An 18651-nucleotide genomic window follows, 5' to 3' on the forward strand; every position below is an offset into this window, starting at 1 on the left:
GGACGCGGACCGACCGGTGCCACACCCTGGGACCTGTCCTAGCCGATCTCGACCACGCGCGCCCAGACCGGCGGCTCGTCGGGTACGTAGTCGGGATCGTCCTCGTCCCACGAGGAGCCCGGACCTCCACGGGCGAAGAGGCCCACGACCGTCCGGCACGGCGGCCGCTCCGCCGGCCAGGGGGTCTGCCCGTCAGTCAGGACCACGACGACATCGGGGCCCGGCCGGGCCCGTAGCGCCGCGGTGAATCCCGAGCGCAGATCCGTGCCACCGCCGCCCAGGAGCGGTATGCCCTCGGCCCGGCACAGGGGGTGCGCGATCCGTGCCGCCGCGTCGCAAGGGACCACGGTGACCAGGTCGCGGCGGCCGCCCACCGCCCGGGAGATCGCGGAGACCTCCAGAAGGGCACTGCCCAGCTCCGCGTCGCTGACCGACCCGGAGGTGTCGATGACCACCGAGACCCTCGGCGGTCTGCGGCGCAGGCTCGGCAGGACGACACCGGGCACCGAGGCCGAGCGCCGCGACGGCCTGCCGTAGGTGTAGTCCTCCCCCGCGCCGGGCGCCGAGGCGGCGGAGCGGACCGCGGCTCCCAGCAACTCCCGCCACGGCTGCGGCCGGTGGAAGGCCTCCTCCGCCCACCGCTCCCATCCACCCGGGCTCTTCCCGGGGCGGGCCTTGATCCCCTGCGCGACCCGGAACCGGACCGCGTCGCGTTCCTGCGCGCTGAGGCCGTGCGCGCCGTCCGGCCCGAGGTCCCACTCCCGTTCGCGTCCGTCGGCGCCGCTGCCGCAGTCCAGCCAGGCCAGGCCCTGCGTACGCGGGCCGAGCCGGAACTGGCGCAGATAGTCCTCCATGAGCTCCCCGGCGGGCAGACTCAAGAACTCCGGCGTGACGGCGCCCTCGGGCCGGACGAGCCCGTCGCCGAACGCGTCGTCGTTGATCTCGCAGTCGGCGGCGATGTTCATACGCAGCCGCTCCGCCGGGCCGGTGAGCCCGTGTTCGCGGGCGAACCGCTCACTGCGCCCGTGGTGGTCGCGCAGCAGGTGCGACACCTCGTGCACCCAGACACCGGCCAGGTCCTCGACGGGCGTGCGGTCCACGAACCCGGGCGAAACGTAGCACCGCCAGTGCCGGTCGACGGCCATCGTCGGCACCCACCGCGACTCGACGGTGTGCAGGGCGAACAACGCGGTCGCCAGGTAGGGCCGGGCCCGGGCCGCGTGCAGGCGGGCGGCGTAGAGCTTCTCCAGGTCCAGAACGCCTGGTGCGGTGGCCGTCATCGTCGCGCCTCGGCGGCGACCGCGACACGGGCCGCCGCGTCGTCCGCGCGCCGGGAGAGGGCGACCGCTCCGGCCAGCCGCTCGATGGACGCCGGGACGTCCCAGTCCTCCCGGCGCAGGGTCGCGAGCGTGGTCGCGGGCACGACCACCAGGTCCGGGGCGCCGGTGTCCAGGGCCCGTACGAGCAGCGCCCAGGCGGCGTCCCAGCGGGCCCTGTCGGGCCGTGCGCGGACCGCGGCCACCACGCCGTCGAGGACGGCCTGGCGCAGATCCCCCCGCTCGGGCAGGACGGCACCCGCCGGATCGGCGAGCAGGGTCTCGGGGTCGGGCAGGTCCATGCGGTCCACGCTCGCCAGCAGTTCGAGTCCGGGACCGTCGCCCACGGCGCCTCTGACCAGCAGGGAGAGCACTTCGCGTGAGGAGTCCGCGGCGTGCGCGAAGGCGATGAGCCGCAGGGTCGTCTCCCAGCTCCGGGGCGATGGCCAGGCGCCGCCCCGGCGGGTCTCGCCGCTGGGCAGCCGGTGGACGAGTCCGGGGCGGGCGGCGAGGAGTCCGCAGACCGCGCGGCGGGCGAAGTCCACGGACTCCGGGAGGCGGTGCGGGTCGAGCCGCGGCAGGGTCGCGCGGGGCCAGGTTCCGCCGAGTCCTCGTACGACGACCTCGTGGTCGTGGGCCCACTGGAGATGGACGAACCGGTTGGCCAGCGGCGGGCTCAGTTCCCAGCCGTCGGCTGCCGAGGAGCGCGGGTTCGCGGCAGCCACGATCCGCACCCCGGGCGGCAGTTGAATGGTTCCGATGCGCCGTTCGAGGACGAGGCGCAGAAGGGCGGCCTGAACTGCCGGTGGCGCGGTGGACAGTTCGTCCAGGAACAGCAGACCGCGGCCGGCCCGTACGAGTCGTACCGCCCAGTCCGGCGGGGCCATGGGCACTCCCTGCTCGGCGGGGTCGTCGCCGAGGACGGGCAGCCCGGAGAAGTCGGAGGGCTCGTGCACGCTGGCGATCACCGTGGTCAGCGGCAGGTCCAGCGTCTCGGCGAGCTGGGTCAGGGCCGCGGTCTTGCCGATCCCCGGTTCACCCCAGAGCAGCACGGGCAGATCGGCGGCGACGGCGAGCGTCAACGCCTCCAGCTGGCTGTCGGCCCGCGGCTCGGTACCGGTGTCCCGAAGCAGGGCCGACAGGGCGTCGGCCACGTCGAGTTGGGTGGGGTGAAGGGGGTCTACGAGGGGGTCTACGAGGGTGTCGACTGCGGTGCCGACTGCGGCGGGCGGGCTGCTTACGGGCATGTTTGATCACCTTTGGGTTCGTGAACGGGCCGCCTGGACACGGAGGTTCGCCCCCGGGGCGGTCAACTGGCTTTCGGCGAACGGTGGACGAGAGGAGGCGAGCGGTCGGGGCACGCGGGTGGCGATGGCGGACACGGGGTCAGCGGCCCATCCGGTCACTCGGGTGGGAGCGGTGGACAGAGATCAGCGACCCGTCCGGCCACTCGGGTGGGAGAGATGGACGGAGATCAGCGACCCGTCGGGCTACTCGGGGCGGAAACGGTGGACGGAGATCAGCGGCCCGTCGTGTCGCGTGGGTGGGAGCGGTGGTCGCGGGGGCGGGAGGGGCCAGGGGTGAGGCGGCCGGGGCCGGCCAGACCCGACCTGAACAGTCCGTAGGTGACGCGCCGCTGCGCGGCGGCCCGGAGTTCGTCCCTCAGGGCGCCGCCGCGCAGCACCGCTTCGGGGCCCAGCAGCCCCTCGACGAGGGTCAGCGCACCGGCGGTGTCACCGTGGCGCAGCCGTTCACGGACGCCGGAGAGGCACTGCGGCCGCCGGTGCGCCTCGTCGACGGCCCGGAGGCAGGGAAGCGGTGTGCCGGTCAGGGCGACCAGCAGCTCTTCCCTGCGGATCTCGGCCGGATCGTGGTCGAGCGGCGCGAGTACGCCGTCGACCAGGCCGATCCGGTGCACGGCTCCCCGGCAGTCCACGAGACGCGGGTCTCCCGCCGGGTCCGCGTCGCGGTGGGCTCCGGCCGGGGTGTGGTCCGGTACCAGGGCCGAGGCGACGAGCGGATGCAGCCGCTCGGCCGCGACGGCGCCGGCGCGGATCAGTGCCAGGTCGGGCAGCACCCAGGTCGCGGCGTCGGGCAGAGCCGGCGACGCGAGGCCGCCGCCGATGCCGTCGGCGGGCGCGGCGGTGATCCGCAGTGCGGACGGCCCGACGCGGGCCGGGTCCGCGACCAGGTCAAGGAGCAGCCACCGGCGCGTCCCGAGCCGCACGGTGACGGTGCCGGTGGCACGGCCCTCGTCACGCAGCAGGATCGCCGCCTCGTCCGCCCACCGGCCGACGGCACAGCCTATGTCCGGGGGCACCGGCCCCGGTGGATCCGCGCTCCCCGAACGGCCGTCGCCCAGCGGGAGATCGGCCCCGGATCGGACCCGCAGTTCATCGGTCCTGCGGGTGTCCCACAGATGGCGATGCAGGTCCAGACGGTGGCGGCGGCCGGGACGCGGATGCGGATGGCGACGGGCTCCGCTGTCGAAGGAGAACCGGTCGCCGGAACCGCGGGGAGCCGCGTCCCAGAGCGCGAGGCTGATCCGCTGGCCGCCGTCCGCCCAGGCCGGCGGGGTGCGGACCACGAGGTGTACGGGATGTACGCCGTCGCGTCCGGCACGGTCGTACCGGGCCAGCGTGATCGTGAGGCCGGGACGCAGTACTCCGTCGGGGGCGACCCTCGGCATGTGCCAGCGCAGCAGGTCGGGAGCCAAATGCCGTAGATCACGGCGGACTAGGGACACCAGTTCGCGACCGTGCGTACGGGCCAGCGAACGCAGATCGAGGTCGATGTCGACACCTGCGGCGGCGCATGCCCCCGCCCAGTCCCCGTGAAGGCGGCGGGCGGTCGCGGTCTCGATCATGGTGGGCGGCACGGCGAAGTCACGCACGCGCGGCCAGAAGGAGAGGGAGGAATCCTCGTACGCGGTCGAAGTGAGCATCAGCACTCACCTTGCGCGGACGGGTCCCCCAATCGGATTACGGAGGAAGTGGTCATCGCGGTGAGATTAACCCGGCGCCGACGATCTGTCAGGTGCTTTCCGCCGCGGACCGCCTCTGACGTCCCCCGACCCTCACGACGTCCCCGGCATCACCGGCGCCCGCCGACGTTCCCGGTACCACCGACGCCCGCCGACGGATGTCGACGGGCGTCGGAGGCGAGGACCGCGGAGGACACCGGCCGAGGCGGACCCGTACGGACTGGGACGGACCTGGACGGACCAGGACCGCGGCGGACACCGGCGGTTCAGGCCGGGCTCTTGGCCGCGGGGCCCGCCGTCGGCCCGTCGCCGGTGCCGAGCAGATGCGGGGTGCCGTCGTCGTCGAGGAACTCGACCACCGCCAGGGCCAGCAGGGCCAGTACGGCGATCCAGACGGTGACGACGGCCGTGGGGTAGTTCCACACCAGCAGGATGACGACGGCCACCGCGACCACGGTCCAGTTGAGCCACGTCCTGACCCGGTGCACCCACGCCCCGACCGCGCCGAGTTCGGCCCCGGTCGCCGTCCGCACGGCACCGATACCGCCGGTCCAGGCGGCGTCGACCCGCCTGGCCGCCCGGCCGCCGCCGGTCAGCCAGGCCGCCAGCGCCACGACGATGCCGAGGGTGATCACCAGGCGGACCGACGTCCGCAGGTAGCGCACCAGGGTGTCGAAGACCGACGCGGCGGCGGGCTGGGAGACCGTCGCCGGGAGACCGTCGAGATAGATGGCCCGGAAGATCCACAGTGCGATGCCGAGGACGGCGGCACCGGTGGCCACCAGGAGCGCCGCCGTGACGAGGGCACGGCGTCTGCGTACGGCGAGCAGCACACCGCCGGCCGCCAGCAGGAGCGTGAGCACCGGCAGCCAGAACCCGACGACCTCGAGCAGCCGGTAGAGCTTCTTGGCCTTGCCGATGGACTTGGAGCTCATCACCGTGAAGTTGGTGTGCACTTCGGGGATCTTCGCCGCGACGCTGAGTCCCTGGTTGACGAGCGCCTGCTTGACCTGGTCGATGACGGGCGCGAGGTCGATGACGACGGCGTCGTTGGTGAGTTTCACCGCGCCCCCGCCGCTTCCGGTCAGCGCCTTGTCCACGGCCGCGTGCGCTCTCCGGTTCAGTCCGGTCCACAGCTTGGCGAACGCGTCGCTGCTGACGAATTTGAGCGCCACGGTGTGCACGAAGTCGGTGATGCCGCTGGTGATCGGACCGCTGAGCGGTCCCAGGGCCTTGGTGAGCCGGGGCCTGTCGGCGGGGGCGACCGACTCCAGCAGCGTCTGGACGTCGATGTGCTGCATCACCGCTTTGGTCACCCGGTTGGCGACGGCGTTCTGGATGTCGGGGTCGGAGGCGAGCGGCTGCATGGTGGACACGTACCGGTCGGTGTTCCCGATCAGATCGCTCGACCAGGCCGCGACCGCGCTCAGCGGGGTGAGCAGGGCCGCGAGGAGGACCAGCACGACCGCGAAGGACGACCGGACACGGTGGTGCTCGCGTCTCGGCGCGCGCTGCTCCAGTTCGGCGACCCGGGCCCGCAGTTCGGCGATCTCGTGTGCGTCGCCGCCGCCCGCGCCACCGCCACTCGCGGCGCCGCCGGGCACGTCTCCGGTACTCACGTCGTCTCCGGATCGTCGGTGGTGCACGCGGCGCCGCGCGCGGGCAGACCTGCTCGCGTCCGGTCGGTCACGTCGTCCATGGCGTGTCTCGTTCCGCTCGGTCCGGTTCGTGGGTTCGACGGCACTGGGACAGCCCGTTCCTCGGCGACGCCCGCTCGGCGACGTTCCGGGAGGGGCGTGTCAGCGCGGCTGCCGGCCGTCGGGCCGGTAGGTGGCCAGGGCCCAGATGATGAAGACGTCGATGGCCAGCAGGATGACCGACCAGATCGGCGCGTACGGCAGGAACATGAACTGGAAGAGCATGCTCAGCGAGGCCAGCACGATGCCCGTGATCCGGGCCCAGCCGGCGTCCTTGAGGATCCCCCAGCCGGTGACGGCGGCGATGGCGCCGAGGATCAGCAGGATCCAGCCCCAGCCGGTGAGGTTGATGCGGTAGACGTAGTCGTTCACGCGCGTGTAGACATCGTCCTTGGCGATCGCGGAGATGCCCTGGAGGATGTTGAGGCCGCCGTTCACCAGCATCAGGACGCCGGCGAAGGTGACTCCGCCCGCCGCCCAGCCGCTGCCGCCCGAGGGCGGCGGGCCCATGCCTCCCGCGGCGGGGCCCGCTCCGGACCACTGGTCGCCCCACAGCGGCATGTCTCCGCCGCTGGGCTGGGATCCTGTGCCCGCACCGGGCGGGGGGCCCGGAGGCCTCGAAGAATCCTGGCTCATGCTCGACCACCTCGCTGCGCTGTCGGCCGCCGGCCGTCCCCGTGCCGGAAGCACCGGGGAGTTCGAGCGTCCGCCCGCCGCCCCTCCCCCGCCACGGGGGTACCGCCGACCGGGTGACGGCCGACTCCTGTCGGAACAGGCCTGACAGGGGCCGCGCCCGCACCGAGCCGGCGTCGACGGCCCTCGACCCGGGTCGTGTAGCCCCGCCTTCGTACCGGGCCGACGCCGTCCTCGCACCGGGCCGGTGTCGGTTGTCCTTCGACCCGGGTGGTGTCGACCGCCGCAGCACCGGGCCGGTGTGGGCCGACCCCGCACCGGTGTCGTGATCGAGTGAGCTACTCGGCGATCACCGGCTTCCCCGCCGACCGCCCGGTCTTCACGGGCGTCTCCTCCGCTACGAGATCCAGCGCGCGCCCCAACGTCGTGAGCCGCTCGTCCAGGGTTTCGCCTGCCGGGTAGAGACGGACGGTGTCGACTCCCGCGGCGCGCCAGACGCGGAGCCGTTCACGGACCATGCCCTCGGTGCCGATCAGCGTCGTGCCGAGAACCATCTCGTCGGTGACGAGTCCGGCGGCGCCGTCCCGGTCGCCGGCCTGCCAGCGTTCATGGATCTCGGCGGCGATCTCCGCCCAACCCTGCCTGCTGTAGGCGGCGTTGTAGAAGTTGGTGGTGGCGGAGCCCATGCCGCCCAAGCTGAAGGCGAGTTCCTTCTTGCGGCCCGCGACCATGGCGCGCAGCGCGTCCTCGTCCTCCGCGAAGGCCACCTCGGCGCCCTGGCAGACGTCGAGGTCGGCGCGGCCGCGGCCCGCCGCCGCGAGGCCCGCGTCCAGATGGTCGAAGTACGCCTCCTTGGCGCCCTCGGGCACGAAGCTGGTGCCGAGCCAGCCGTCGGCGACCTCGCCCGTCAGGTGCAGCATCTTCGGCGAGAGCGTGGCGAGATAGACGGGCAGGTCGTGCTCCGCGCGCATGGACATCCGCATGGGCCGCGCCTCACCGCCCGGCAGTGGGATCGTGAACTCCCGCCCCTCGTACGCGAGTTTCTCCCCGGCGACCGCCTGCCGGACGATCTCCACGGTCTCCCGCATCCGGGCCAGCGGGCGCGCGAACGGCACACCGTGCAGGCCCTCGATCACCTGGGGTCCGGACGGTCCGAGGCCGAGCAGGAAGCGCCCGCCGGAGATGTTGGAGAGTGTGATCGCGGCACGGGCGATGGCCGCCGGGGTACGGGTCCCGAGCTGGATGATCCCGGAACCGAGCAGGAGCCGGTCGGTCCGTGCCGCCAAGTAGCCCAGCGGAGAGGGTGCTTCGGAACCCCAGGCCTCGGCGACCCAGCAGATGTCCATCCCGAGCTTCTCGGCCTCGACCACGAAGTCGACGGTCTCCCGCCAGTCGCCCGCCGACGCCTCGATCGTTGTGGAGGTACGCATCAGGCACCCGCCCCTTCCGTGCTCTCGGCGAGCTTCCTGATCACCGCGAGGGTGTCCGTCATGCTCCGCTCGAACTCCCGGAGCCGTACGAACACGATCTTCTGCTCCTTCTCCGGCATCCGGTCGATCGCGAAGGACAGCCCCGAACGGCCCGGCCCCATCCGCATCCACTGGGTCAGCTCCGTGCCGCCGTCCGCCTCCTCCAGGCCGAACCGCCATACCGCGCTGGGGTGTTCGGGGTCCGACACGGCCCAGGCGAACGTCCGGCACGGCTCGCACTCCACCACGTACGAAGTGGTCTCCCACTCGCCCAGCGACTCGTGCCTGCTGCGCCCCACGAAGCGGGCGCCGACCTCCGGCACCGTCACTCCGTCGAGCCACTCGACCGACTGGAGCTCCGCGCTCAGGTCCGGCATCAGAGAGATGTCGGAGACGAGGTCCCACACGCGTCGCGGTGGTCCGCCGATCCGTGTCCGCACCTCGACGGTCGGCTGGTCAGCGTAGCGCGCGCCCGTCCACTCCATGAGTCTCCGGCCTTCCTCTCATCCCCCAGGAAGCTCACCCACCTTAGGGCCCTGACCTTGAGAGTTGCGTAGATAGACTGTCCTGTCAAGGAAAACCGCTCCCGGCGCGAAGCCGGAAGCGGGAGCGGAGGCGAGATCACCGGAGGAAGCGGCCGGGAGGAAGCCGGAGCAGAGGCGGATCCGCGAACGGGATCGAGCTCAGGCGGTGAACCGCCTTCGGATGTCCGGACGTTCGGCGAGATGCGGCGGGTAGCCGGGGCCGAGCCGCGGACGGGTGTCCTCGGCCGTCATCGGCTCACCGCAGTCGGCGCACACGACCGCGGCCTCGCTCTCGTGCCCGCAGCGGTCGTGGTGGAAGACGACCGGCGGCCCCTGCTCCCCGCTGAGCCAGCGGTTGCCCCAGCTGTTCATGGCGGCCAGCACCCCGAAGAAGTCCCGGCCCATCTCGGTGAGCACGTAGTCGTAGCGCACCGGGTCCGTCTGATAGGCCCGCTTCTCCATGAGCCCCTCGTCGACCAGCCTGCGGAGCCGGTCGGTCAGCGTGTTGCGCGCGATACCGAGCTCCTGCTGGAACGCGTCGAACCGCTTGATCCCGTAGAACGCCTCCCGCAGCACCAGCGGCGTCCACCAGTCGCCCAGCAGATCCATGGTGCGCGCGATGGAACAGGGCCAGTTCGCAAAAGATGTCCGCCTCACACACCCAGCATACGAGGGTCTCGCAAATGGACCCAGCAGTTGGGAGCGGAGTGCTCGGGCCTACCGCGGACGGACTGTTCCGTGCCCGGCACATCATGGGATGTGCCGGGCACGGGTGCGCCGGGCCGCCGGTGTGGGCGCGGCCCGGGCGGGGTCACACGCCGGTCGCGGTCACGTCCGACGAATAGACCAGCGCGACGCGGTGGTTGTACTGGACGGTGTACATCTGCTTCGCGCCGGTGACGACCGCCCCGGAGGTGAAGTAGTCGTCGGTGTTGGCCGGCGGCCGGGTGGCGACGTACGACTGGCCGACGGGAACGGTGTAGTAGCTGATCGGTGCCTGCGTCGAAGGGGACAGCCCCGCGGGGTACTCGGCCCGGTCGGGGTAGCTGGAGCCGTAGACCGCCACCGGCGTGGTGCCCGCGGCGGAGACCAGCGTCACGTCGTGCGCGGGCGTGGTGTTGACGCCGCCCGGGTTGTAGAACCACACCATGGAGCCGCTGTACCAGATGGCGGTCCAGTCGCCGTCGGTCCCGGCCACCACGAACTGCTGTCCCGCCTGAGCGGTGGAACCCCAGTCGCTGATCCGGTCGGTGCCCGCCGCACCCTTGTGAACGGCCTGATCCCCGAAGAGCGGGGCCGTGTCGCTGGGCCCGGTGCGCAGGAAGACGAAGTTGGACGCCTGCTGCTGCTCGGTGCACGCGGGGGTGGCGCCGGTGGGGTCGTCACCGGGGCAGATCTGCACAGTCTGCTGATTCCCGGTGAAGCCGGGGGTGATCGTCACCGCCGACCCGACCGGCCCGACGCCGTGCTCGCCGGTCACCGGAGCGCCGAGCAGGCTCATCAGGTGCTCCCAGTCCCAGGACGTGCCCGGGTCCCAGTGCATGCCGGAGACGAGGCTGGAGCTGGGTCCGGCGACGTTGTCGTGGCCGATGACGTGCTCACGGTCCAGCGGAATGCCGAAGCGGTCCGACAGGTACCGCACCAGGGACGCCGTGGCCTCGTACTGCGCCTCGGTGTACCAGGTGCCTCCGTGCGCGGCGTAGCCCTCGTGCTCGATGCCTATGGAGTGCAGGTTCGCCGAGTAGTTGCCGGCGTGGAAGGCGATGTCCTTGGTGGGCACCATCTGCGTCACCGCGCCGTCCGAGGACCGCATGACATAGTGCGCGGAACCGCCGCCCGCGTTCTGGAACGTGGCGATGGCCGACTCGTACGACGACTCGGTGTCATGGATGACGATCGTGTCGATCCTGATGCCGTTGGCCGGGCGGCTGGAGACCTGGCCGTTGGACGAGGCGGCCGGAACGAAGGTGCACGAGACCTCCGCCGGGCACTCGGTCGCCGCGGATGCCGCGACACCGGCCAGGGAGACCTTGCCCAACTGCCCTGTCGCGACACGGACCTTGGCGTCGGCGGCCAGCGAGACCCGCTGACCGTCAAGGGTCACCCGCGAGGCCCCGGACCTGACCGTGGCGAAGACCCGGTCGGCGAAGGCGCTCGCGCTCCGCCGCTGCGAAGAACCGCTGTAGCGGGCCACCGCCCCGTACCACTGACCCGCGTCCGAGGACCGGCGACCGGAAACGGACTGCTGGTACGAGGCCAACAGCGCGGCCCCGCCCGCGATGTTGGCGGCAGGGTCGTCGCGCAGCTCGGCGGAGGTCAGACCGGTGAGCTTCGCCGCGGCCCGCAGCGTGTGCAGAGCGGGATCCTTCGCCCTGTCCGCCAGATCCGCCCGCCCCACCGCCCCGGCCGGACCACCGGCCAGCATCGCGGGAGTGACGTCGGTCAGATGCATCGGGCCGTAGCCGCCGCTGGTGCTCATCCGGCCGGAGTGGGCGTCCCACGCCGACTCCTGGTACGCCACGGCCAGCAACACCCCTACGGGGACGCGGTACTTGGCGGCGGCGGCCACGAAGGCCCGCTGCCGCGCACTCGACGCGGAAGGCGCGGAGGTTCCGGCGCGGTCGGCGGTTCCGGTCTGTGCGGCGGTTCCGGTCTGTGCGGCAGTACCGGCTTGTGCGGCCGCCGGCATCAGGGCGGTCAGCGCTCCTGCGGTCAGCGCACTCGCTGCGGCTAATCCGACCAGCCGACGGCGCGCCACGCGCTTGCGGTCACCACGGTCCGCCGTTGTCTTCGTCTTCACGTGTTTCCGTACTCCAGGACGAACAGGAAGGAATGATCGGTGCGCCGGACGGCGGAACCGATGACACTTCGAGGTGGAAAATGAGGAAAACCCAGGGATCGCCATGGGGCGAACACCCCCGACAGGACTCCTGCCCGCCCTACGGTACGCGGCGATCATCGCCTTCCCGCACCCGGCACGAACGCACACCGAGCGCGTCAATCCACAACGAGGAAAGAGTGTTTGGGATCTGCACGCGCCACCTTCATCCTGCACGCGGATGCGGTGCCGCACCGACGCGGGGGTGACCCCGGAAGCCCGGGACCATGCCCGGGATCACGCTCGGGATCACCCCCTGCGGTCGCCGCGCCGGCGAAGACCGCGGACGTCGGACAGCTGCTGTGCGGCGGCGCCGCGTCAGCGGAGGTCGCGCACCCTGAACGTGTAGATGCCACGTCCGTGCGTGGCCGCGTACAGCGTGCGGCCGTCAGGGCTCGTCTTCAGCTGGAGCACGGCGACCGCCGGGAGGCTGCCGACGCGCTGCCACTTCGTTCGGCCGGGCGCCCGGTAGACCACGCCGAGGTCGGTGGCGACGGCGAGACCGCCGTTCGCCGTGACGAGCGCGGAGTCGGCCGGTACGTCGGGAAGGCCGGTGGAGATGTCCTTCCAGGTGGTGCCGCCGTCCCTCGACTCGAAGACGTGGCCGACACCGGCGCCCGGTCCTTCGGTCCAGTGCCGGGAGAAGCCGTTGACCGCCAGATAGACGTGGTCGGCGTTCTTCGGGTCGATGGCGAAGCCGCTGAGGTAGCGGTTGGGCACCGTGCCGTCCGCGCCGGTGGCCGGGAGGGTGACGTCGTGCCAGCCGGTGCCTCCCCCAGACTTCGTCCGGGAGGTGCCCCCAACGTTGCCGACGGAGATGCCGCGCGCGAAGCCCTGGTTGTTGCAGGGGCCGCACCAGGCCGCGTACACCTTGCCGCCCGAAGCGGCGACGGCGGTCGCGGTGCGCCCGGCACCGAAGTCGTGGACGCTCGTCCACTCGTCGCCGCTGCGGATGGCGTAACCATGCGTCTGCACCCAGACGTGACGGCCTCCGGCGATCCACGTCGAGCTGTTCTTCATGTCGGCCGCGAGCGGCGCGATGAAGCGGGCCTCGCTCGTGGCGTTGTCGGCCGGGGCGACGTTGTACGACGTGACCTTGCTCGGGTCGCTCACCCAACTTCCGTCGTTGACGGCGCAGTTCTGCGTGACCTGGACGGAGAGGTAGACGTACTCCTCGGCGAGGTTGCAGCCGTTCGCCGGATCGGTGAGGGTGTCGCCGCCGTCACCGCCGAAGTCGGAGCCCATCACCTTGTCGTTGCCGCGCAGGATCGACTGGCCGTTGTCCTGGAGTCCGCCGGTCACGGAGACTCCGCCGTACGCAAGGTCCTTGCCGATGCCCACCGAGTAGTACTGGAGGGTGTCGATGGTGCCGTCGTTGAGGGAGGTCCAGTCGGTGGCGTGGCCGGAGGAGTCCTGGGAGCCGGCGACCGGACGCCGGTAGACGCCGCCGTCGTTGCCGACGTAGACGTAACTCCTGCCGTGGTAGCTGCCGATGGCGACGCCGTGCTGGTCGGAGTGGGTCGTCTGGTTGCAGTCACCGGTCTGCTTGGCCGGGTCGATGCTCCAGCAGGAGAAGCCGAAGTTCCAGTACGGGCCGACGGTGGACCAGCTGCCGCCGCCGTCCTTGGTCTCGTAGACCTCTTCGAGCCCCGCGTACACATGCTCCGCGTTCGCCGGGTCGACCGTGAGGAACTGGTTGTACCAGGCCTGCACACCCGGCATGTAGCCGCTGGAGGTGAGGGCCGAACCGTCGGACGCGAGTTGCTTGTAGTCGGCGATCTGAGTCCACGGGCCAGTGGGGGAACCGGACTTGGAGACGTAGATGCCTTCGAGCCCGCTGTCCGGGTTGGTGTTCAGCTGTTCCGGCGACTGGTCGATGGCGTAGTAGCGGGAGCCGTCGGCGGAGCGGGCGAAGGTGACGCTGCCGACGTTGTCCGCGTCGGAGGGAAGGTCACCCAGACCGCCGGTGATCCGTGTCCAGCCGCCGCCGGAGCCCTTGCTGTAGAAGCCGTTGTAGTCGTCGCCGCTGCGCCAGCCCACCGCGAGGACCACCTTGGCGGGGTTCCTCGGGTCGATCGCGATGTCGTTGGTGATGTTCTTGTACGGGGCCGAGGGATCGTCGGCCAGTGAACCACCCGGCAGATAGGCCGGGTTGGGCGCGAACTCCAGCTTCCAGGGGCCGCTCAGCTTTTTGCTGGAGTGACTCCACACACCTTCACTCGTCGCGGCCCACACCTTGCCGCCGCCGAACCTCAGCTGGTGGACGGTGGTGCTCTCCAGCTCGTCCCCGCCGACCCTGCTGCGCGAGGAGAACGTGCCGTGCCGCGGGTCGCTCAGCACGTACACCCCGCTGCCGAGGTAGGCGTCCGCGTTGGTGTTCGCCTCGCCGGTGCCCAGCCACAGACGCCCGGAGCCGTCCAGCGCGAGTGCGCCGGTCGACTGGGAGGACAGCCGGTCGCTGATGACTTGCCAGTGCCCGCCCCCCGACCGGGACCGCCAGACACCGCCGCCCGCGCTGCCGGCGTAGACGTACCCGTCACTGCCCGCCGCCATCGCGGTCATCCGCCCGGTGACATTGCCGGACCCGCCACTGGAGTTGGAGTCGTAGTCGCGGTACCGGGAGTCGTCGGAGTTGTACGGCAGATCCGTGACGTTCCGCCAGCTGCCTTTCGTGGAGGGCATGTTGGCAAGCCCAGCCCATGCGGCCCCGTACGCACCGGGCGCGACGACACCGGGCGAGGTACGGGCCTCCGCGTACTGATCGGCCCCCTCGGCGATCTCGTCGGCTTCGTTCCCGTCGTCGTCCTCCGCCACCGCCTTGGGGGTAACGGCACCCACGGACTCCCTGTGCTCAGTGCCGAGTTGCTTGAGGGCCCGGACCCCGAAGGGGCTGCCGCCCCCGCCGGGCGCCGCGCCCGCGGGTATCGCCATGAGGGCGGCGGACGCGGTGATGGCGCAGATCGTGAGCAATCGTCTCTTGCGAGTTGTCGCTGACAACAGATCCTCCCGAACACGGTTCGACACAGCCGTCGCAGGAGACCCGACCACTCACACAGGATGCCGTCCACCATTTGGACAACCTTTGAACAGAACCTGCCACATTCCTCATCCGGACCGATAGCGGGCCGTACGGCGCTCCAGGGGGGCGGCGGTGTTGTGCCGGGCGGTGCCGGGGTTCCGACGTCGACGCCGACACGACCCACACCATCGGGAGCACAGTTGGCCGGCCGAAGCGGGGCAACCAGGCACAGGGTGCGGAGACAGCGACGGCCAAACCGTCCCATGTCAAACGTCAGTTGTCCCGGTTCGACGGAATCCCAACTGGTGTCAACGCAAGCCCCACAGATAGCGTTGATTCACTTGCGCAACCCCCCACCTCAACAGGAGTCCCAAGTGAACCGCCCCGCCCGGCTCGTCGTAGCCGCGCTCACCGCATCCACGGCCCTGCTGCTGACCGCCTGCGGCTCCGGCAGGGGCGACGACTCGTCCTCGGACAAGATCAAAGGGGCGGACACCGGCGGCGGGAAGGCCTCGGCCGGCGCGAGCGCTTCCGCTCCGGCGTCGCAGGACCCGGCCACTCGGCCGAAGATCACGCTCTCCAAGGAGTTCCGGGCGAACTTCGAAGGATGGACGAACAGCGATCCGAAGCTCCAGGCGATCCTGAACGACGGACGGGAGGAACTGAGGTCGGAGTACGCCGCAGTCATCGAGGCGAATCTGAATTCCGTCGCGGTGGCGTTCTACAACTCGGATGCCACCTTGGTCACAGCCCATAAGTGGATCAAGCAGTTCGTCGGCGACGACGAGAGTCTGATCGGCAGCGTCACAGCCTTCGACCCCCAGGTCCACATCAACGACACCGGCTCGGGCGTGCTCTTCTACTGCGTCGACGAACGCAAGGCGTCCACGAAGAACCGCAGGACCGCGAAGATCACCACCACCGCCGACAAGCCCGAGAACGTACTCCAGTACCGCAATAAACTGGACAAGAACCCCCAAGGCGTTTGGAAGACCACGTCCTCGACGGTGGTTCCGGGAGCCTGCGGCTGATGAGCTTCACGGCGAAGACGTGCACGCTGTTGACCATGTCGGTCTTCGCGGTGGTCCTCTCCTCCACAGCGGCTTACGGGGCCATCGGAGATCAGGACAACAAGCCCCCGTCCTCGACGCGTTCAGGCGGCGCATCCGGCAACACGCTGAGAGCCAAGGCCACCGCCACCCAGATCAAGGTCACGCAGCTCAGCGGCAGCACCTCGGGTACCTCACCCAAGGTCCTCGCCCCCGTGGACCCCAACTGGAAGCCCCCTGCCTGCTGGTACGAGCCGGTGGCCACTCCGCAGGCACTCAAGGCGGCGGTGGACCGCCTCAAGAAGAACCCCAACTCGGACCTCGTGCCCGTCACGCCCACGCTGAGCTGGGGCGAGGATCTGATGGTGGGCCACTACGAGAAAGGCAAGGCGGAGTCCGGCAGCGGGGACGGCTACGAGAACTACAACCTCGGCAAGGACGGCATGTTCTGGCGTGGGGTCATCAATGCGGACAGCGCGAACGACCCCGCGTCGTACGACTGCGAGGACACCCTGTTCTGGCAGAACGCCAGGACGCTCCCCGCCAACAAGCACGCCCCCACCCCTGACGTCCTCGCCGCCTACGCCTACGACAAGATCAAGGTTCCGGAGACCGAGGTCGAGCTGAAGCCTGCCGCCAAGTCCACGGTGAACGTGCCTACCTGGGTCTGGCTGGACAAGGGCACCTTCAAGGAGGTCAAGGTCCGGGCTGAACTGGCAGCGGCGGGAGTCTGGGCCGAAACAACGGCGAAGCCTGTCGCCCTCCGTCTGAACCCGGGCACGGGCGACGCCGAGACCTCCCCCGCCTCGGGCGACTGCTCGATCAACGACGACGGCTCCATCGGCACCCCATACACCAAGGCCGGCACCGGCCGGACCCCGCCGTGCGGCATCACCTATCTGCTGGCCACGGACGGGAATCCGTACCGGCTGAGCGCGTCCATCACCTGGCGGATCTCCTGGCAGGGCAGCGGCGGCGCACAAGGGGACTTGCCTGACGGCACGTTCGAGACCACCCAGGACATGAACGTCCAGGAGATCCAGTCCGTCAACCGCTGATCACGGATCGTTCCGCGGCGGCGGGCAGAACACACCCTGGCCCCGGATGCCCTCGGCGTGGTGCCGGCAGGTGGCGTTTTCAAGGGCATGTCGAGAGTTGTGCCAGCCAGGAACTGGAAGCGAGCCGCACGATGAAAGACCCGGAAATACAGTCCCGCTTCGACGGGCGAGGCCGCGCCGAGTTCCTCATCGGCGGCTTCGAGGGCAGTCAGTCCAACAAGATCACGGCGGATCTCTACGACGAGCAGCGGATCGGCCAGGTCGGACCCCCGCCACCACCGCCCGATCCTTCCGACCGGCGACCTGTTACAGGGAGCGGACAGTGACGCAGGTTCCACGCCATGAACCCTGTCCCCTCTGCGGCTGAGGCGGACAGCGCAGGTGCCTGCCGGCCATCGAACACGGACAGAGCGAAGCGGGCCTTGGCGTCACCTCACCCACGAAGTCCGCCGAGGCTTCGGAGCGGTCGGTCCCCTCGTAGAGGCAGCTGCGGACAGGTGATCGTTCCTGGCCCGGCAGCGTCGCTACGTCCTTCGGCGGGCGGGAGGACCGGGCCCAGGCCATGGCGCTGCGCGATCGAGGCCGCGCAGGCGGGGCCATCCCCGGTCCTCCCTGAAGGATGTCGTGCGACAGCCACCCCGGTTCGGATGTGAGCCCGGTGGCCTCGGCCTCAGCCGGACTTCGAAACCGGCTCCAGGATCGCCACGCACTCCACGTGATGCGTCATCGGGAACAGGTCGAACGCCCTCAGTGTCCGCACCTTGTAGCCGGCGTCGCGGAAGTACGCCAGGTCGCGGGCCAGCGCCGCCGGGTCGCAGGCCACGTACGCGATCTTGCGGGCGCCCAGCGATGCCAGGTGCTCGACCGTCTTCTTGCCCGCGCCCGCGCGGGGCGGGTCCAGGACGATGATGTCGACCTCGGTGATGCCGGTGCGCGGGAGGTCCGTCTCGACCTTGCCCTGTTCGACGCGGACGCGGTCGAAGGCGGCGAGGTTGTGGCGGGCGTCCTCGACCGCACGCTTGCCGGACTCCATGCCGAGGACCGCGCCCTTGTCGCCGAGGCGGTCGGCGAGGGCGCCGGCGAAGAGGCCGACCCCGCAGTAGAGGTCGAGGGCCATGTCGCCCTTGCGCGGCAGCAGTCCCTGCATGACGGCCTTGACGAGGGTGTCGGCGGCCATCGGGTGGACCTGCCAGAAGCCGCCGCTGCCGACCCGGTGGGTGCGGCCGTCGGCGCGCTCGCGCACGAACGCGCGGCCGTGGACGCGGTGGATGCCGCCGTCCTGTTCGGAGACCCGCATCACGGAGACCGGCTTGTCGAGTTCGACCAGGGGGAGGCGGGCGCCGGGGCGCGGCTCCAGGATGACCATGCGGTCCTGGGAACCCGTCGCGGCGATCGCCTCGACGGCCTCCATGCCGGACCAGTCGCGCTCCTCGATGCCGAGCTCGGTGACCCCCGGGGCGGCGATCATGCAGCGCTCGATGGGCTCGACCTCGTGCGAGCGGTGGCGGCGCAGTCCGGCGTTGCCGTCGGGGTCGACGGCGTACTGCACGCGGGTGCGCCAGGCCGGTACCTCCCCGGCGGGCAGCTTGTCGCCCTCGGCGGGCATCACCGTGCCGTCCCAGCCGGCCTCCTCGGGCGTGAGGCCCGCGAGGCGCTGCAACTGCTCGGCGATGACCTCGCCCTTGAGACGGCGCTGAGCGCCCGGCTTCGCGTGCTGCCAGTCGCAGCCGCCGCAGCGGCCGGGACCCGCGTACGGGCAGGGCGCCTCGACGCGGTCCTTGGAGGCGTCGATGATCCGCACGGCGTCGGCGCGCAGGAACCGCGCGCCCTCTTCGCCCTCGGTCACCCGGGCGACGACCCGCTCACCGGGCAGGGCGTGCCGGACGAAGAGGACCTGGCCCTCGTCCGTACGGGCGATGCAGTGCCCGCCGTGCGCGACGGGGCCGATCTCGACCTCGTGCTCGTCCCCCACCAGCGACTTCTTCGGTTCTGCCTGCATGGTGGGGTGACTCCAGTTGAGAAGGG

The 18651-nt window shown here is 71.0% G+C and carries 14 protein-coding genes; 3 read left to right on the forward strand and 11 right to left on the reverse strand.

Annotated features, from left to right (window positions below; translation table 11 throughout):
- Positions 1-38 precede the first annotated feature (38 nt).
- The 10 genes from ABZV42_RS13870 to ABZV42_RS13915 all read right to left on the reverse strand — a co-directional run bounded on the left by ABZV42_RS13870 (position 39) and on the right by ABZV42_RS13915 (position 14497).
- Positions 39-1280, reverse strand: coding sequence for a VWA-like domain-containing protein (locus tag ABZV42_RS13870; protein ID WP_356052019.1), 1242 nt, complete (start codon positions 1278-1280; stop codon positions 39-41).
- Positions 1277-2563 carry a MoxR family ATPase gene (locus tag ABZV42_RS13875; RefSeq protein WP_356052021.1) on the reverse strand — a complete coding sequence of 429 codons (1287 nt, stop codon included), beginning with the start codon at positions 2561-2563 and terminating at the stop codon, positions 1277-1279. Before ABZV42_RS13875 ends, ABZV42_RS13870 begins: the two co-directional genes overlap by 4 nt.
- A 272-nt stretch (positions 2564-2835) precedes the next feature.
- Complete coding sequence (locus ABZV42_RS13880; RefSeq protein WP_356052023.1) at positions 2836-4260, reverse strand: hypothetical protein; 1425 nt, start codon at positions 4258-4260, stop codon at positions 2836-2838.
- Between the two features lie 305 nt (positions 4261-4565).
- Positions 4566-5918 (reverse strand): hypothetical protein, encoded by a 1353-nt coding sequence (locus ABZV42_RS13885; protein ID WP_356052025.1) that lies wholly within the window; start codon positions 5916-5918, stop codon positions 4566-4568.
- 180 nt (positions 5919-6098) lie between these two features.
- On the reverse strand, positions 6099-6557 hold the full coding sequence (locus ABZV42_RS13890) for a hypothetical protein (protein WP_355981299.1): 459 nt from the start codon (positions 6555-6557) through the stop codon (positions 6099-6101).
- Between the two features lie 410 nt (positions 6558-6967).
- Positions 6968-8059: an LLM class flavin-dependent oxidoreductase gene (locus tag ABZV42_RS13895; protein ID WP_355981099.1), complete on the reverse strand. Its 1092-nt coding sequence runs from the start codon at positions 8057-8059 to the stop codon at positions 6968-6970.
- Positions 8059-8583, reverse strand: a complete 525-nt coding sequence (locus ABZV42_RS13900; RefSeq protein WP_355981097.1) for an SRPBCC family protein — start codon at positions 8581-8583, stop codon at positions 8059-8061. Before ABZV42_RS13900 ends, ABZV42_RS13895 begins: the two co-directional genes overlap by 1 nt.
- Before the next feature lie 198 nt (positions 8584-8781).
- A complete protein-coding gene (locus tag ABZV42_RS13905; protein ID WP_355981095.1) occupies positions 8782-9231 on the reverse strand; it encodes a helix-turn-helix domain-containing protein in 450 nt (149 codons plus the stop codon).
- A 202-nt stretch (positions 9232-9433) separates the two neighbouring features.
- On the reverse strand, positions 9434-11422 hold the full coding sequence (locus tag ABZV42_RS13910; RefSeq protein WP_355981092.1) for an N-acetylmuramoyl-L-alanine amidase: 1989 nt from the start codon (positions 11420-11422) through the stop codon (positions 9434-9436).
- Positions 11423-11818: 396 nt separating this feature from the next.
- Positions 11819-14497, reverse strand: coding sequence for a glycosyl hydrolase (locus ABZV42_RS13915; protein WP_356052027.1), 2679 nt, complete (start codon positions 14495-14497; stop codon positions 11819-11821).
- A 396-nt stretch (positions 14498-14893) separates the two neighbouring features.
- Here ABZV42_RS13915 and ABZV42_RS13920 point away from each other — a divergent pair, with 396 nt between their 5' ends.
- The 3 genes from ABZV42_RS13920 to ABZV42_RS13930 all read left to right on the forward strand — a co-directional run bounded on the left by ABZV42_RS13920 (position 14894) and on the right by ABZV42_RS13930 (position 16952).
- Positions 14894-15550 carry a hypothetical protein gene (locus ABZV42_RS13920; RefSeq protein ID WP_355981086.1) on the forward strand — a complete coding sequence of 219 codons (657 nt, stop codon included), beginning with the start codon at positions 14894-14896 and terminating at the stop codon, positions 15548-15550.
- Positions 15550-16626 carry a hypothetical protein gene (locus ABZV42_RS13925; protein WP_356052030.1) on the forward strand — a complete coding sequence of 359 codons (1077 nt, stop codon included), beginning with the start codon at positions 15550-15552 and terminating at the stop codon, positions 16624-16626. Before ABZV42_RS13920 ends, ABZV42_RS13925 begins: the two co-directional genes overlap by 1 nt.
- A gap of 131 nt (positions 16627-16757) precedes the next feature.
- Entirely contained in the window at positions 16758-16952 is a 195-nt protein-coding gene (locus ABZV42_RS13930) for a hypothetical protein (protein WP_355981083.1), read from the forward strand.
- Positions 16953-17296: 344 nt separating this feature from the next.
- Here the strand turns inward: ABZV42_RS13930 and ABZV42_RS13935 are convergent, their stop codons facing one another.
- Positions 17297-18625 carry a TRAM domain-containing protein gene (locus tag ABZV42_RS13935; protein WP_356052032.1) on the reverse strand — a complete coding sequence of 443 codons (1329 nt, stop codon included), beginning with the start codon at positions 18623-18625 and terminating at the stop codon, positions 17297-17299.
- Positions 18626-18651: the final 26 nt, after the last annotated feature.

The sequence above is a fragment of the Streptomyces sp. NPDC005281 genome (genome assembly GCF_040607495.1).
Classification (GTDB): Bacteria; Actinomycetota; Actinomycetes; order Streptomycetales; family Streptomycetaceae; genus Streptomyces.